Origin of the sequence: Dyella choica, from assembly GCF_003977665.1 — a bacterium.
GTDB classification, from domain to species: domain Bacteria; phylum Pseudomonadota; class Gammaproteobacteria; order Xanthomonadales; family Rhodanobacteraceae; genus Dyella_B; species Dyella_B choica.
The window spans coordinates 104,203-118,761 of the sequence record NZ_RYYV01000009.1 but is presented as its reverse complement, the minus strand read 5'-3'; the positions used below and the strand labels follow the sequence as shown (position 1 = coordinate 118,761).

The 14,559-nt window shown below is 63.7% G+C and carries 15 protein-coding genes; 10 read left to right on the top strand and 5 right to left on the bottom strand.

All coding sequences use genetic code 11. From position 1 onward, the window contains the following. The first annotated feature begins 49 nt into the window (after positions 1 to 49). Both EKH80_RS13485 and EKH80_RS13480 read left to right on the top strand, forming a co-directional pair. Entirely contained in the window at positions 50 to 493 is a 444-nt protein-coding gene (locus EKH80_RS13485; RefSeq protein WP_126685292.1) for an energy transducer TonB, read from the top strand. Positions 494 to 630: 137 nt separating this feature from the next. After that, positions 631 to 1,635 carry a class I fructose-bisphosphate aldolase gene (locus tag EKH80_RS13480; RefSeq protein WP_126685291.1) on the top strand — a complete coding sequence of 335 codons (1,005 nt, stop codon included), beginning with the start codon at positions 631 to 633 and terminating at the stop codon, positions 1,633 to 1,635. A 72-nt stretch (positions 1,636 to 1,707) separates the two neighbouring features. Here EKH80_RS13480 and EKH80_RS13475 read toward each other — a convergent pair whose 3' ends face one another. Beyond that, positions 1,708 to 2,304, bottom strand: a complete 597-nt coding sequence (locus EKH80_RS13475) for an outer membrane protein (protein ID WP_126685290.1) — start codon at positions 2,302 to 2,304, stop codon at positions 1,708 to 1,710. 267 nt (positions 2,305 to 2,571) lie between these two features. On the opposite strand from EKH80_RS13475, the gene tkt reads away from it, so the two are divergent. Further along, positions 2,572 to 4,566 (top strand): transketolase, encoded by a 1,995-nt coding sequence (gene tkt / locus EKH80_RS13470; RefSeq protein WP_126685289.1) that lies wholly within the window; start codon positions 2,572 to 2,574, stop codon positions 4,564 to 4,566. A 103-nt stretch (positions 4,567 to 4,669) separates the two neighbouring features. Here the strand turns inward: tkt and EKH80_RS13465 are convergent, their stop codons facing one another. From EKH80_RS13465 to EKH80_RS13450, 4 genes are read right to left on the bottom strand one after another with little or no spacing between them, the layout of a single operon-like run. After that, positions 4,670 to 5,083 carry a hypothetical protein gene (locus EKH80_RS13465; protein WP_126685288.1) on the bottom strand — a complete coding sequence of 138 codons (414 nt, stop codon included), beginning with the start codon at positions 5,081 to 5,083 and terminating at the stop codon, positions 4,670 to 4,672. After that, positions 5,080 to 5,568, bottom strand: a complete 489-nt coding sequence (locus tag EKH80_RS13460; protein WP_230473674.1) for an Mpo1 family 2-hydroxy fatty acid dioxygenase — start codon at positions 5,566 to 5,568, stop codon at positions 5,080 to 5,082. Before EKH80_RS13460 ends, EKH80_RS13465 begins: the two co-directional genes overlap by 4 nt. After that, positions 5,568 to 5,900 carry a DMT family transporter gene (locus EKH80_RS13455; RefSeq protein WP_126685287.1) on the bottom strand — a complete coding sequence of 111 codons (333 nt, stop codon included), beginning with the start codon at positions 5,898 to 5,900 and terminating at the stop codon, positions 5,568 to 5,570. Before EKH80_RS13455 ends, EKH80_RS13460 begins: the two co-directional genes overlap by 1 nt. Positions 5,901 to 5,904: 4 nt before the next feature. After that, on the bottom strand, positions 5,905 to 6,801 hold the full coding sequence (locus tag EKH80_RS13450; protein WP_126685286.1) for a phosphoribosylaminoimidazolesuccinocarboxamide synthase: 897 nt from the start codon (positions 6,799 to 6,801) through the stop codon (positions 5,905 to 5,907). Between the two features lie 97 nt (positions 6,802 to 6,898). Here EKH80_RS13450 and EKH80_RS13445 point away from each other — a divergent pair, with 97 nt between their 5' ends. The 7 genes from EKH80_RS13445 (at position 6,899) to trpE (ending at position 14,559) form a co-directional block, all read left to right on the top strand. Further along, positions 6,899 to 7,222, top strand: a complete 324-nt coding sequence (locus EKH80_RS13445) for a c-type cytochrome (RefSeq protein WP_126685285.1) — start codon at positions 6,899 to 6,901, stop codon at positions 7,220 to 7,222. Further along, positions 7,219 to 8,025, top strand: a complete 807-nt coding sequence (djlA, locus tag EKH80_RS13440) for a co-chaperone DjlA (RefSeq protein ID WP_126685284.1) — start codon at positions 7,219 to 7,221, stop codon at positions 8,023 to 8,025. The genes EKH80_RS13445 and djlA overlap by 4 nt, the downstream gene beginning before the upstream one ends. Before the next feature lie 102 nt (positions 8,026 to 8,127). Then, positions 8,128 to 8,796 (top strand): ribulose-phosphate 3-epimerase, encoded by a 669-nt coding sequence (rpe, locus tag EKH80_RS13435; RefSeq protein ID WP_126685283.1) that lies wholly within the window; start codon positions 8,128 to 8,130, stop codon positions 8,794 to 8,796. Positions 8,797 to 9,516: 720 nt separating this feature from the next. After that, the gene (gene pdsR, locus EKH80_RS13430) at positions 9,517 to 10,206 is read left to right on the top strand and encodes a proteobacterial dedicated sortase system response regulator (protein ID WP_126685282.1); all 690 of its coding nucleotides are present in this window, start codon (positions 9,517 to 9,519) and stop codon (positions 10,204 to 10,206) included. An 8-nt stretch (positions 10,207 to 10,214) separates the two neighbouring features. Beyond that, entirely contained in the window at positions 10,215 to 10,802 is a 588-nt protein-coding gene (locus EKH80_RS13425; protein WP_126685378.1) for a hypothetical protein, read from the top strand. A gap of 152 nt (positions 10,803 to 10,954) precedes the next feature. Next, positions 10,955 to 12,961, top strand: a complete 2,007-nt coding sequence (locus tag EKH80_RS13420; protein ID WP_126685281.1) for an ATP-binding protein — start codon at positions 10,955 to 10,957, stop codon at positions 12,959 to 12,961. Between the two features lie 122 nt (positions 12,962 to 13,083). Next, positions 13,084 to 14,559 carry an anthranilate synthase component I gene (gene trpE / locus EKH80_RS13415; RefSeq protein ID WP_126685280.1) on the top strand — a complete coding sequence of 492 codons (1,476 nt, stop codon included), beginning with the start codon at positions 13,084 to 13,086 and terminating at the stop codon, positions 14,557 to 14,559.

Here is a 14,559-nt window from a genome sequence, read left to right as displayed (position 1 = left end):
TGGCTAGACTGGCGCCACGTCCCCACAGCTCGACATCGGAGGTTCCGCCATGCGCACGACGACTCGTATTGCCTCATCCCTGCTCGTGGCAGCCTTGCTGGCAGCCGGCATGCCGGCCATGGCACAAGAGGCGCGCAAGGTAGCGCCGGAGCAGTTGTTCAATGACTGGGTCCTGCTCAACCGCGATGTTTCGGTGGACGTGCCCAACAGCGGCGTGAACATCTACAAGCCCAGCTGCGTGGCGGTCACCTACCTGATCGACACCGATGGCGTACCGCTGAACGTACAGGTGGCCAAGTTGGCGCCACCCAGCGACCTGGGCAAGGCGGCAGTGAGCGCGGTGTCCAATTTCCGTTATGGCCCTTCGCTAGGCAACAAAAACCATACGCCGGTAGCCACTTACTACATCGTTCCCTTTAATGCTCCCGACGACCCGGCCCGGCGCGCACAGCTGATGGCGCCCTGCAAGCTGCCCGGCTACGGCGAGGCCTGATAGACCTCCCCAGGCGGCCCCTGAACGCCCCGCCGACGGGATGGGGCTATAATCGCGCGCTTTCCAGCTTGTCCGCCCGAATGGGCGGCATCCCTCCCTTGCGGCCAAGTGCCGCCAAAGTTTTACGGAGTCGTCCCATGAGCATTGAAGATCTCGAGAGCGTTGCCCTGGCCATGGTGGCTCCGGGCAAGGGCATCATCGCCATCGATGAATCGACCAACACCATCAAGAAGCGGTTCGAGTCGGTCGGCATCGAGAACACCGAGGAAAATCGCCGCGCCTATCGCGAGCTGCTGCTCACCACGCCGAATCTGTCCGAACACATTTCCGGTGCGATCCTGTACGACGAGACGATCCGCCAGTCCACCAAGGATGGCGTGCCGTTCACCCAGATCATGAAGAAGAACGGCATCATCCCGGGCATCAAGGTGGACAAGGGCACGGTGCCGCTGGCCGGTTTCCCGGGCGACGTGGTGACCGAAGGCCTGGACGGCCTGCGCGAGCGGCTGGCCGAGTACGTGAAGCTTGGCGCGCAATTCGCCAAGTGGCGCGCCGTGATCAATATCAGCGAAGACAACCCCAGCTCCACCGCGATCGAAGCAAACACGCACGCGCTGGCCCGCTACGCCGCGCTGTGCCAAGAAGCCGGCTTGGTGCCGATGGTGGAGCCGGAAGTGATCATGGATGGCGACCACAGCATCGAAGTGAGCTACGAAGTGCATGAAGCCGTGCTGCGCAGCCTGTTCAATGCGCTGTACGAGCAGAATGTGCTGCTGGAAGGCACGATTCTGAAGGTCAGCATGGTGATTCCGGGCAAGGATGCGGATGAGCAGGCCAGCGTCGAGGAAGTGGCCGAAGCCACGGTGCGCGTGCTCAAGACCACCGTGCCGGCGACCCTGCCGGGCATCGTGTTCCTTTCCGGCGGCCAGACTGACGAACAGTCCACCGCGCACCTCAATGCGATGAACCGCATGGGTCCGCATCCGTGGCCGCTGTCCTTCTCCTACGGCCGCGCCATGCAGCAGGCCGCGTTGAAGCTGTGGTCGAAGGACATGAAGACCCATTACGGCGACGCGCAGAAAGTGGTGCATGCCCGCGCCAAGGACAATGGCCTGGCCGCGCTGGGCCAGTGGAAGGGCTGATAGGTCGTTGTACGAACAAAAAAAGAGCGCCGAGAGGCGCTCTTTTCGTTTTGCAGTCGATAGCGTGCCCGATCAGAAGCGATATTCCACCTGCGCGGTATAGGCATTGGTCTGCAACTGCACGCCATGGCTGCGGTTGGAGCCGTCGTAGTAGTTGTAGTTCACACCTACGCTCCAGTGCTGGTTGATGTTGTAGCCCACACCCACGCCGGCGTAGTAGCGGGTGCGATCAAAGCGCTGGTAGTTCGGATTGGTGCTATCGGTGAGGCCCTGGCCCTGGGCATAGAAAGCGCCGCCACGCACTTCGCCATACCAGTCCGGGCTGAAGTTGTAGCGCAGGTTCGCACCCAGCGTCGGGCCGTACAGCTTGGAGCGGAGCGAGGATGCATTCGAATAGCGCGCATCGATGCGGCCAAGGTACTCGTAACCGGCCTCCACGCCGACCGACATGGCCGGATTGATCGCAAAGCGGTAACCGCCCTTGAGGCCGCCGATGGCGTCACCCTTGGAATCGTAGGGGCCCTTGTTGATCTGGCCGTAGCCGACCTCGGCATCGACATACCAGCCTTGCTGGGCCGTCGGGGAGGAGGCGCTTTGGGCGAACGCGGCAGCGGGTACGGCAGCAAAACCGGCGGCGGCCAGGGCAACAGCGAACAGCGACTTCTTCATGGAGTACTCCTTGTTATGCATGGGTCGGGAGCTCGGCACAGAGGGGGAAGCCGAACGCCCGTACGCACGCTTTAGCGATGCGTGGCCAGGAGATAAGGACGCGTCCGATAAATTCAATACCGCGTAGTTCAATATTAAAAATTAAACTGTGTTTCACGCCATGGCGCCGGGCAGGCGCAAAGTCCCGCTCATCCCTAGGTGTCGGACGACAGGAAGTCGTCAATCGGCGACAATAGACGTTTTGCGCCTGCCCCCGGAGATACCCTGATGACGTCCCGCCGCGAACTTGCCAACGCCGTCCGCGCCCTTGCCATGGATGCCGTGGAGGCAGCCAAGTCCGGCCACCCCGGCATGCCGATGGGTATGGCCGACATCGCCGAAGTGCTGTGGAACGATTTCCTCAAGTACAACCCCGGCAACCCGAAATGGCCCAACCGCGACCGTTTCGTGCTTTCCAACGGCCATGGCTCGATGCTGCAGTACGCGCTGTTGCACCTGACCGGCTTCGAACTGCCGATGGCGCAACTGAAGCGCTTCCGTCAGCTGCATTCCAAGACCGCCGGCCATCCGGAAGCGAGCGAAACCCCAGGCGTGGAAACCACCACTGGCCCGCTGGGCCAGGGCCTGGCCAACTCAGTCGGTTTTGCCCTGGCGGAAAAACTGCTGGCCGAACACTTCAATCGCCCTGGCCATGCCATCGTCGACCACCACACCTTTGTGTTCATGGGGGATGGCTGCCTGATGGAAGGTGTTTCGCACGAAGTGGCCTCGCTGGCCGGTACGTGGAAGCTGGGCAAGCTGGTCGCGATCTACGACGACAACAACATTTCCATCGACGGCGAAGTGGAAGGCTGGTTCACCGACGACACGCCCAAGCGTTTCGAAGCCTATGGCTGGAACGTGATTCGTGGCGTGGACGGTCACGATTCGGAAGCCGTGAAGAAGGCGATCGCCGCCGCGACGGCGCAGCACGAAAAGCCCACGCTGATCTGTTGCAAGACCATCATCGGTTTCGGCGCCCCGCACAAGCAGGGCAAGGAAGAATCGCATGGCGCGCCGCTTGGCAAGGACGAAGTGGCGGCCGCGCGGGATGCACTGGACTGGCGCCATCCGCCCTTCGAGATCCCTGAGGACATTTATGCGGCATGGGACAAGAAGAAAGTCGGCGCTGAGCGCGAGCAGCAGTGGAACGAAGCTTTCGCCAAGTATGCAGCCGCCTATCCTGAACTTGCCGCGGAATTCCGCCGTCGCATGGCGGGCGAACTGCCGGCCGACTGGGCCAGGCAGTCGCAGGGCTACGTTGACAAAGTGCAGGCCGATGGCCCGGACGTCGCTTCCCGCAAGGCCTCGCAGATGGCGCTGGATGCATTCGGTCCGCTGCTGCCGGAGATGATCGGCGGTTCGGCCGACCTGGCCGGCTCCAATCTCACCATGTGGAAGGGCAGCCGGAGCGTCACCGGACCGGATGGCAACTATGTGCACTATGGCGTGCGCGAGTTCGGCATGAGCGCGATCGCCAACGGCCTGGCCCTGCACGGCGGCTTCATTCCCTACGACGGCACCTTCCTGGTGTTCTCCGATTACGCACGCAACGCAGTGCGCATGAGCGCGCTGATTCCCGCGCACTCCATCCACGTGTACACGCACGATTCGATCGGCTTGGGCGAAGACGGCCCCACGCACCAGCCGGTGGAGCACCTCGCTTCGTTGCGCCTGATTCCGAACAACCGTGTGTGGCGTCCCTGTGACGCGGTGGAATCGGCAGTGGCCTGGAAGGAGGCGATCGAGCACCGGCGGGGCCCGTCCTGCCTGATCTTCTCGCGCCAGACGCTCAAGCATCAGCAACGCACTGCGCAGCAGTTGGCCGATATCAAGCGTGGCGCGTATGTGTTGCATGATCCGGCCGATACCAAGTTCAAGGCGATCCTGATCGCCACCGGTTCCGAAATCGAGCTTGCCATGGAGGCTGCGCGCACGCTCGCGCAACAGAACGTGCCGGTGCGCGTGGTTTCGATGCCTTGCAACGAAGTGTTCGATGCCCAGCTGTTGGAATACCGCGAAGGCGTTCTGCCCGGTTGGTGCCGTGCGCGCGTTGCGGTGGAAGCGGCCAGCGCCGATTTCTGGCGCAAGTACGTGGGCCTGGATGGCGAAGTGATCGGCATGAGCACATTCGGTGCTTCCGCGCCGGCCGGTGCGTTGTTCGAGCACTTTGGCTTCACTGTGGCGAATGTGGTGGATGCGGTGAAGCGCGTAACCGGCTAACCCGAGGCTTTATTACGCCCCTCCCTTGTAGCGGAGGGGCGTGGGCCGGGACGGCAATCCCGCTATCGGCGGGTCGAAAGAATGCTGGGCTGGTCAGCCTAGCCTACGAACTCACCAGTGTGGTCGCGATACCGAACACTATGGCCATCACCACGGCCACCGCTACACAGGCGCTGCCAATGCGAATCCGACGTGCGTCCACCCGCGGGATCAAACGCCACAACGCAAGCACGCCAATCAACATCGACAACACCAGCGATACCTTGAACGCGCCGCTGGCAAGCAGAGGCCCGAAGGGCGGACGGGTGATACCAACGTGCGCCGCGGCCATCGCGCCCATCAGCAGCGTCAACGAGCTCCAGACCAGGCACGCCAGATAAGTACGGTTGAACACCACCGTCGCGCCTTCGCTCCAGCGCAACACCACCCAGGCGATCGCGCTGGGAAGAACCGCTCCCATGCTGCTGAAAAGGACCCACCAGATCAGGCTGCTTAGCAGCGCAAGCAAACCCGTCATGGTTTTTCCTTCAGGCCGATGCGGTTCAACAGTTTATCCATCAGCCACGCCGGGCCGACGAGCAGATAGGCCAGGTCGGTGAAAAAGCTCGGCCGCCTTCCCTCGAATAGGTGGCCGATGAACTGTCCCGCCCAGGCGATCGCGAACACGCCCACCGCAAGCCAGCGCATGCGTGTCGGCCCCAGTGGCGCGAAGAGCCACGCACAGATCAGCGCCAGAATGGACAGTGCCACCAACAGGGCAGCGCCCAGGCGATGCGAACGCTTCCAATACCATGCAAACGCCAGCACGATCGTAAATACTGCCCACGCTCCCGGGCGCAGCAAGGATTCGGGTACCGGTGCGGTCCACAGCAAGGCCAGGGCGCTCCACACGATCAGTGGCACGCAGATCCAGTGCAGTACGCGATTGACGGGGTGTTGATGGTCCTGGCTGTAGCTGGCCAGCCACTCACTCATATTGCGTTGGCCGGATGCGGGCGTCATCAATGCGCCTTGCTGTTGGAAAACAGGTTGAGAACCAGCACGCCCGCGACGATCAGCGCGATCCCAAGCAGGGCGGCCGGATCGAGCTTCTGCTTGTACAGCACCACGCCGATCAGCGCGATCAGTGCGGTCCCCGCCCCGGACCAGATCGCATAGGCAATGCCGAGTGGCACGTTGCGCAGGGCGAGGCTCAGGCAATAGAAGGCGATGCCGTAACCCACGATCACCACCAGGCTGGGCACCCATTGGCTGAAGCCATGGGACGCTTTCAACGCACTGGTGGCGATTACCTCGGCGAGGATCGCCAGGCCGAGGCAGATCCAGGCGTTCATGCGCTCATTCCAGCGTGATGCCGGCCAGGCGCTGCAGCGCTTCGGCATACTTGGCCGAAGTGCCGGCGATCACTTGCGCCGGAATCTGCGGGCCCGGTGCTTGCTTGTTCCAGTCCAGCGTTTCCAAATAGTCGCGCACGAACTGCTTGTCGTAGCTCGGTGGGCTGATGCCCACCTGGTACTGGTCGGCGGGCCAGAAGCGCGAGGAATCCGGGGTGAGCATTTCATCCATCACGTACAGCTTGCCGTCTTCATCGGTGCCGAATTCGAACTTGGTGTCGGCGATGATGATGCCGCGCTCGGCCGCGTAGGCGGCAGCCCACTTGTAGATGGCCAGGGTCGCGTCGCGCACATGTTCGGCGAGGTCCTTGCCGACTGCCGCGACTACGGCGTCGAAGCTGACGTTTTCGTCGTGATCGCCTACGGCCGCCTTGGTCGACGGAGTGAAGATCGGTTGCGGCAACTGCTCGGCCTGGCGCAAGCCGGCAGGCAGCTTGATGCCGCACAGCGAACCGTTGGCCTGGTAATCCTTCCAGCCCGAACCGATCAGGTAGCCGCGGGCGATGGCTTCCACCGGAACCGGCTTTAGGCGCTTGGTGACCACGGCGCGCTTGCGGTACAACTGCAGGTCCGTGCCGGGCGGCAGCACCTCTTCCAGCGGCGTATGCAACAGATGGTTGGGCACGATGTGCGCGGTCTTGCCGAACCAGAAGTTGGAGATCTGCGTAAGCATTTCGCCCTTGCCGGGAATCGGATCGGGCAGCACCACATCGAACGCGGACAGGCGATCCGTGGCCACGATCAGCAGGCGGTTGCCGGACAACGCGTGAACGTCGCGCACCTTGCCGCGGTGGATCAGTTCCAGGCCAGGCAGGTTCGATTGCAGCAGGGTGGTAGGCACGGCGCACTCCGAAAGCTAAGGCAAGCTGGCCATTGTACCGGCCGACGCGGGAAGACACTGCTATAGAATGGACGACTTTGATGCCTGTGTGCTTCCCATGCGATTCGTCCTGCTCGCGGCACTCGGTTTGACCTGTGCCCTGCCAGCGCTTGCTGCCGACCTGCCGCCCAAGCCGGCGCGCTTGGGCCTGTGCGCGGCCTGTCATGGCGAAACCGGCATGGCGCAGATACCCGCCGCCCCCAATCTCGCCGGGCAACGGCTGGATTATTTGCGCAGCGCATTGAAGGATTACCGCGACGGCACGCGCAACGTGCCACTGATGCGTACCGCCATCGGTCCGCTCAGCGATGCGGAACTGGATCAACTGGCGCGCTGGTATAGCGCGCAGACTCCGCAACCACAGGCCGCTGCGCACCCATGAGCTACAGCTACACTTTCTGGTTCGCGATGGCGGGCCTGTTGCTTGGCCACGGCTTCGTGGGCATGGGAGTGGGCGCCATCATAGGCTTCGTGTTCGACAATTTGCGCTATAGCCAACGGCGTGCAGCGACGCCCCAAGCGGGTGGCTATATCTCGCCGCTGTTCGCTTTGCTGGGTGCGATTGCCAAATCCGATGGCCGCGTATCCGAAGCCGAAATCGCCACCGCCGAACGCATCATGCAACGCATGGGGCTGGATGGGGACGCGCGTCAGCAAGCAGTGCAGGCGTTCAACCAGGGCAAGCAACCCGAGTTCGATGTAACCGGCCCGATCAACTCGCTGCGCCAGTGGGCGGGTCTGCGCCGCGATCACGCCTTTCCCTTGGTCGACGTAGTGATCGAGACGGTGCTGGCCGAAGGCAGCCCATCGCCGGAAAAGATGGCGATCCTGCGCCAGCTGGCCTTTGCCCTGCGCATCAGCGACATGGAATTGATGGCCTTGATGGCGATGAAGGGCTACGTATGGCAAGGCGCTGCCGGTGCACGCGGACGTGCCTACGGCACGGGCGGCGGTTACGTGCCGCCACAGCGGAACACCCAAGGGCCCGATCCCTACGCCGTCCTGGGCATAACCAGGGATGCTGATGAGCGTGTCATCAAGCGCGCCTACCGCAAGCTGATTTCCGAACACCATCCCGATCGCCTGGGCGACCTGCCGGACGAGATGCGCAAGCGGGCGGAGGGGCGCGCCAGCGAGATCAATGCGGCGTACGAGCGGATCAAGGCGGAGCGCGGGTTCAAATAGCGGACGAACCGGGAACGGCAGGCGTCTGCATCCCGCTAGAATGTGAGCTTCTCGCGCCTGAAAGTCGGCGCGTTCCTCATTTCCCGTTTCCGAATCCCTGCCATGGCCAAACAATCTCCCGTCATCGCCCCCTCGATCCTCTCTGCCGATTTCGCCCGGCTGGGCGAAGACACCGCCAAGGTGCTCGCGGCCGGTGGCGACTGGGTGCATTTCGACGTAATGGACAACCATTACGTGCCCAACCTCACCATGGGGCCGATGGTGCTCAAGGCGCTGCGCCATTACGGCATCACCGCGCCGATCGACGTGCACCTGATGGTCAAGCCGGTGGATCGCCTCGCGCCGGATTTCGCCAAGGCGGGCGCCAGCCTGATCAGCTTTCACCCGGAAGCGACCGAGCATGTGGATCGCACCATTGGGCTGATCAAGGATGCCGGCTGCCAGGTGGGCCTGGTCTTCAACCCGGCCACGCCGCTGAACTGGCTCGACCACGTGCTGGACAAGCTCGACCTGGTGCTGATCATGTCGGTGAACCCCGGCTTCGGCGGCCAGAAATTCATCCCCGAGGCGTTGCAGAAGCTGCGCCATGTGCGTCGCCTGATCGACGACAGCGGTCGCGACATCCGCCTGGAAATCGATGGTGGCGTCAGCGCGGACAACATTGCCGAGATTGCGGCGGCCGGCGCTGACACCTTTGTGGCCGGCTCGGCCATCTTTGGTGCGCCCGATTACGCCAGCGTGATCGGCAAGATGCGCGCCGCCATCGGTTGAACCCGTCCTCCAAAAAAGAAAAACCCGGCACAGGGGGAAGTCTGTGCCGGGCTGGAGGGGCGTCGGAATGACGCTAGAGGAGACACCATCGGCAGTTGCAGCCTGCGCGCGGCTGAAGGACGGGAGGCTCGGCCGTCCTTCAGGCCTCGGCGAGTTCCACGGCAATGGACAATGCGCCTGCCAGGTATTCGGACCGGGCTCCCTGCGAATGGTTCCCGCTGCGGGGAAAAAATTTTAGGGGGCAAAAAAATCCCCTCCAGAGGGAGGGGAAGGAACGCCAGAGGACCATGATTGAGCGGAAAACGGCTAGGTGACGCGATTTGCGAGCTGCCGCTCAGATCCATCTCGGCGGCTGGCGCGACCGGCGCCCATCCTGGGCGCGCCGGTCGCGCCCGTGCCTTCCACGGCAGTTTTACTCGGTAGAACTCAGTGCAGACTCAGCAGGGCCGCCAGCAGCAGGGAACCCAGGGCCAGTACCACGCGCAGCGGCTCGAAGGTACGCAGTTCCGCGTTGGGGTCGATGGAAGGGTCGGCGCGCATGGGTTTGGCTCGTTGCTGGGTTGCGTTGGGCCTATCAGACACCCGCGCGGGGCGTCACCGCCGGCACCTCCAGGGCGTTCGGCCGACGGAATGTGGCAGAACGCGGGCAAGCTGCCTCTCCGGCTTGCGCTGGCGCCGTCCCGCATAGCACCCTGCGCGCCATCCTCACGAGGAATCCACATGGGACGCAGCATCGCCATCGTCGAAGACGAACCCCTCATTCGCGCCAATTACGTCGAAGCCCTGAACCGTTTCGGCTACGACACGCGCGGCTACGGCTCGCGGCAGGAGGCTTCCAATGCCTTCGCCATCCGCCTGCCCGAACTGGTCATCATTGACATCGGCCTGGGTGACGAGCCGGAAGGCGGCTTCGACCTCTGCCGCGAACTGCGCGCGAAATCGGCCACCTTGCCGATCATCTTTCTCACTGCGCGCGATTCAGACTTCGATGTGATCTCCGGCCTGCGCCTGGGCGCCGACGACTACCTAAGCAAGGACACCAGCCTGCATCAGCTGGCCGCACGCATCGCCGCGCTGTTCCGCCGCATCGAGTCGTTGAAGGCGCCGGCCTCCAGCGAAACCGTGATCGGGCACGGTCCGCTCAAGCTCGAATCCGAGCGCATGCGCGTTACCTGGAACGGCGAGGAAGTGCCGCTTACCGTGACCGAATTCTGGATGGTGCACACCCTGGTGCGCTTCCCCGGCCACGTGAAAAACCGCGACCAGCTGATGCGTGAAGCCGAGCTGGTGGTGGACGACGCCACCATCACTTCGCACATCAAGCGTATCCGCAAGAAATTCATCGCCGTGGCGGCGGAGTTCGATGCCATTGAGACCGTGCATGGCGTCGGCTACCGGTGGCGTCCGTGAAGCGGTGCTTGCTGCTTGTCTTGCTGCTGTGCACTTTGCTGCCGTTTGCGTACGCCAAGCAGGCGGGTGGGCAGGATGTGATGGCGTACGGCAAGACTGATGGCAAGGCACCGGGCTGGGCGATCATGACCGACCTGCCCAAGGGCTGGACCGAGGACTGCTGCAAGTATGCTGCCGCCATCGGTGTCAACCTGGTGCTCTATCAAGGCGAATGGAGCGGCAAGCCGGAAGGTGTGATGGTGCTCAACGTATGGCCGGCCAAATTGCCCACGCTAGCCGCCGAACTGCAGGATGATCGCCAGCACTACCTGCAATCGGATGCGCACGGCAAGGCGAGTGTGTTTGCGCTGCAGGATCCGCACGGGATCGCTTGCCAGGGAGTGCTCTTTCAAGGTTCCGACAAGGTCGATGACGTCGTGGTGTTCTGCGATCCCGGCAAGCCGAGCGGGATTCGCTATAGCTGGTCGATGACGGTTGCTGCGAATGATCCGAACCGGCAGGCATTGATCGACACCTTCAAGCAAGTGGTGCAGCGCTCCAGCTACATGACGTATGAAAAGGGCTCCACCCCGATGCACGCGAACGCCAAGCCGTAAACTGGCGGCGTAGGCTTGCCTTGTAAAACCCAGCATTGCCATGCATGCAACTGCGCGATGCAGGGATGATCATCCCAGCCTGCGCAACTGTGCATCCCGCGCGGCACGGGCTACGTGGCATAGATCAAAGCATCCACCGATCGGTATCAAGCATGAGCCTGCGCCAAAAACTTCTGCTCGTGGCCCTGTGCACCCTTGCATTGCCGGTGGCGGGCTGGCTGTACGTGCGGCAGATGGAAACCCTGCTGCGCCAGGGGCAGGAGCAGGCGCTGACCGCCACCGCCACAGCGGTCGCCCGCAGCCTTGCGGTCACCGATGTGCCGCTGCCGCAGCCCGGTACGGGCTGGTATGTTCAGCAGGCGGTGAATCCCATCGTCATCGATGGCTACGGTGACGATTGGGCACCGATGACGCCGTGGAGCCAGTCGCTGGGCAAGCAAAGCAAACTGCTGCTGGCGGAGGACGAGAACGGTTTTTATCTCTACATCGACGTGCGTGCATCGCGCCGTATGCGTGCCGATGCCGGCGACGTCAATGCGCTGTCAGCAGACCACCTGATCCTGCAACTGGTACAAGGCGACCAGCATCGGCGTTACCTGATCGCCAGCGCGGCGCCTGGTGCCTTCACGGCGCTGACGCTCGATCCGCCTGCCGGCGACCTGCCAGACCGAATCGTGGGGCAGTGGCAGGAGGATGGCAGCGGTTATCACGCCGAACTGCGCCTGCCGCGTGGTCTCGGCCTGAGCGCGCTCGGGGTGGGTGTCTATGCGGCGGCCGATGGAGGCGATCCGCTTGCGGTGGATGTCCGCCCGCTCTGGCGCTACTCGCAGTATCTGTCGCAGGAGCTAGCGCAGCTGGCGCCGGGCGGCACGCGCGCACGACTGGTTGCGCCGGAGGGATGGCTGTTGGCGCAGAGCGGTCGGCTGACCACCTCCGGTGCGCAGCCGAGCTGGTGGTCGTCGGTGATCTATCACTGGTTACTCGCCAATCCGCTGGAGGATGGCGAAGCCTGGACCACTGACGCCCCGCGCCTGGAGCTGCCCGAGGTGAAAACCGCCGGCAAGGGCCAAGCAACGACGTTGTGGCGCCAGGGTGAGCAACGCGACAGCGTGGTGCTGGCCACCGCTGTGCCGGTGGAGCGCGGCCAGAGCGTGGTCGGCGTGCTGTTGCTGGAACAGGCGAGCCGAGCCGTGCCCTTGCTGGCCAACCGCGCCTTCTTCAGCCTGCTGTTGACCAGCTTCGGGGTGACCCTGGTAGCTGGCGCCATCCTGTTGTTCTTCGCCACGCGCCTGAGTCTGCGCCTTGGCCGCTTGCGCGATGCGGTGGAGCGTGCCCAGCTCAATGACGGCCGTCTGGACGGCCAAATGATCCAGAGCCATTTTCCGATGGCCGAAGCGGATGACGAGATCGGCGACCTGGCCCGCAGCTTCCAGAAACTGTTCGAGGCGGTGGGCGGCTACACCGACTACCTGCGTACGCTGGCCTCAAAGCTCTCGCACGAATTGAACACGCCGCTGGCGATCGTGAAGTCCTCGCTGGACAACCTTGAACATGCCGAACTCTCCGACGAAGCCCAGCCTTATCTGGCGCGCGCGAGGGATGGCGTGGCCCGCCTGGGTACGCTGGTGCGCGCGATGAGTGAAGCCAGTCGAATGGAGCGCGCCATCGCAGCTGCCGAACCGGAAGACGTCGATCTGGCCGAGGTGGTGGGCGGTTGTGCCGAGGCTTATCGACCGCTGGCCGGCACGCGCCAGCTGGAATGCGCGCTGCCTGATCAGCCGGTGCATCTGCACGGCGCGCCGGAGCTGATCGCACAGGCGCTGGACAAGCTGTTCGACAACGCCCTCTCGTTCACCCCCGTCGAAGGCTGGCTGCGGCTCACCTTGCGGGCCATCGACGGCGGGGCGGAGATCGAGCTGGCCAACCAAGGGCCGCCCTTGCCGGCGGCGATGCAGGGACGGCTGTTCGATTCGCTCGTCAGCCTGCGCGACAAGGCCACGCCCGGCGACGCGCCGCACCTGGGTCTTGGCTTGTACGTGGTGCGCCTGGTGGCCGAGCGCCATGGCGGCGTAGCCTCGGCGCGCAATCTCGAAGACGGCAACGGCGTGGCTTTCAGCCTGCGCCTGCATGGCATGCCGAGGCAGCGCCTGGCGGGTTGATGCTCAGGCAGACGCCCCCTCCCTTTTCAGGGGAGGGGCAAGCTGTTTGCGAGGGGAGGGAGACAAAACGCGGGCTGCCTATACAATCCCAGGTTCTCCTGCGTTTCACGGAATCCCCCCACGTGATTTCCCGCGACGAATTCGACGCGCTCGCCGCGCAAGGACACACCCGCATCCCGCTGGTGCGCGAAGTGTTCTCCGACCTGGACACGCCGCTGTCGGTCTACCTCAAGCTGGCCGACGGCCCGTACACCTTCCTGTTCGAGTCGGTGGAAGGCGGTGCGACGTGGGGCCGCTATTCGATCATCGGCCTGCCGGCAAAGCGCGTTTACCGCCTGCGTGGGCATGAGCTGGAGGTGGAGGACGCCGGCGAAATCACCGAGCGCTGCCACCTGGACGATCCGCTTGCCGGAATCGAACAGCTGCGCCGGCAGTACCACGTGCCACGCCTGCCGCAGCTGCCGGCTTTCAGTGGCGGGCTGGTGGGTTATTTCGGCTTCGAAACGATGGGCTACATCGAGCCGCGCCTGGCGCAATGGGACCGCCCCGATGAATTGGGCACGCCCGATGTGCTGCTGATGCTGGCCGAGGAAGTCGCAGTGTTCGACAACCTCAAGGGGCGCCTGTACCTGATCGTCCACGCCGACCCCGCACAGCCGCAAGCCTACGCACAGGCACAACGCCGCCTCGACGCGCTCACGCATCGGTTGCGGCAGGGCGGTGCGGCGTATCCGCAGCTCACCCAATCGACTGCGTTGAACGAGAGCGATTTCAAATCCTCCTTCACGCGCGAAGAATTTGAAGCGGTGGTGGAGCGCGCGAAGGAATACATCCGCGCGGGGGATGTCTTCCAGGTCGTACCGTCACAGCGCTTGAGCGTCGGCTTCAATGCCAGGCCGGTGGATGTCTACCGCGCGCTGCGCGCGATGAATCCTTCCCCCTATATGTATTTCGTGGACCTGGGCGACACGCAGATCGTAGGCTCGTCGCCGGAAATCCTGGCGCGCCTCAAGGACGGCAAGGTAGTCGTGCGCCCGATCGCCGGCACGCGCAGGCGCGGCGCCACGGAGCAGGAGGACCAGGCGCTCGAAGCGGAACTGCTGGCCGATCCCAAGGAACGCGCCGAGCACGTCATGCTGATCGACCTGGGCCGCAACGACATCGGCCGCATTTGCGAAACCGGCAGCGTCGAGGTCAACGAATCCTTCGTGATCGAACGGTATTCGCATGTGATGCACATCGTGTCGCAGGTGCAGGGCGATGCGCAGCCGCATCTGAGCTACATGGACGTGCTCAAGGCAACGTTCCCGGCCGGTACCGTCAGCGGCGCGCCAAAGATCCGCGCCATCGAAATCATCCAGGAACTGGAGCCCTGCAAGCGCAACATCTACGCGGGCGCCATCGGCTGGATCGGCTGGTGGGGTGATGCCGACACCGCCATTGCCATCCGCACCGCAGTCATCCAGGGCGGTCGCCTTCACGTCCAGGCGGGCGCGGGCATCGTGTACGACTCCGACCCTGCGTCAGAATGGGAAGAGACGATGAACAAGGGCCGCGCGCTATTCCGTGCAGTCGCGCAGGCGGCCAAAGGACTGTGA

Bases quoted from the DNA above. Each gene is read 5' to 3' on its own strand.
- EKH80_RS13485 (WP_126685292.1), top strand. From the start codon at position 50: ATGCGCACGACGACTCGTATTGCCTCATCCCTGCTCGTGGCAGCCTTG.
- EKH80_RS13480 (WP_126685291.1), top strand. From the start codon at position 631: ATGAGCATTGAAGATCTCGAGAGCGTTGCCCTGGCCATGGTGGCTCCG.
- EKH80_RS13475 (WP_126685290.1), bottom strand. From the start codon at position 2,304: ATGAAGAAGTCGCTGTTCGCTGTTGCCCTGGCCGCCGCCGGTTTTGCT.
- tkt (WP_126685289.1), top strand. From the start codon at position 2,572: ATGACGTCCCGCCGCGAACTTGCCAACGCCGTCCGCGCCCTTGCCATG.
- EKH80_RS13465 (WP_126685288.1), bottom strand. From the start codon at position 5,083: ATGACGGGTTTGCTTGCGCTGCTAAGCAGCCTGATCTGGTGGGTCCTT.
- EKH80_RS13460 (WP_230473674.1), bottom strand. From the start codon at position 5,568: ATGACGCCCGCATCCGGCCAACGCAATATGAGTGAGTGGCTGGCCAGC.
- EKH80_RS13455 (WP_126685287.1), bottom strand. From the start codon at position 5,900: ATGAACGCCTGGATCTGCCTCGGCCTGGCGATCCTCGCCGAGGTAATC.
- EKH80_RS13445 (WP_126685285.1), top strand. From the start codon at position 6,899: ATGCGATTCGTCCTGCTCGCGGCACTCGGTTTGACCTGTGCCCTGCCA.
- djlA (WP_126685284.1), top strand. From the start codon at position 7,219: ATGAGCTACAGCTACACTTTCTGGTTCGCGATGGCGGGCCTGTTGCTT.
- rpe (WP_126685283.1), top strand. From the start codon at position 8,128: ATGGCCAAACAATCTCCCGTCATCGCCCCCTCGATCCTCTCTGCCGAT.
- pdsR (WP_126685282.1), top strand. From the start codon at position 9,517: ATGGGACGCAGCATCGCCATCGTCGAAGACGAACCCCTCATTCGCGCC.
- EKH80_RS13420 (WP_126685281.1), top strand. From the start codon at position 10,955: ATGAGCCTGCGCCAAAAACTTCTGCTCGTGGCCCTGTGCACCCTTGCA.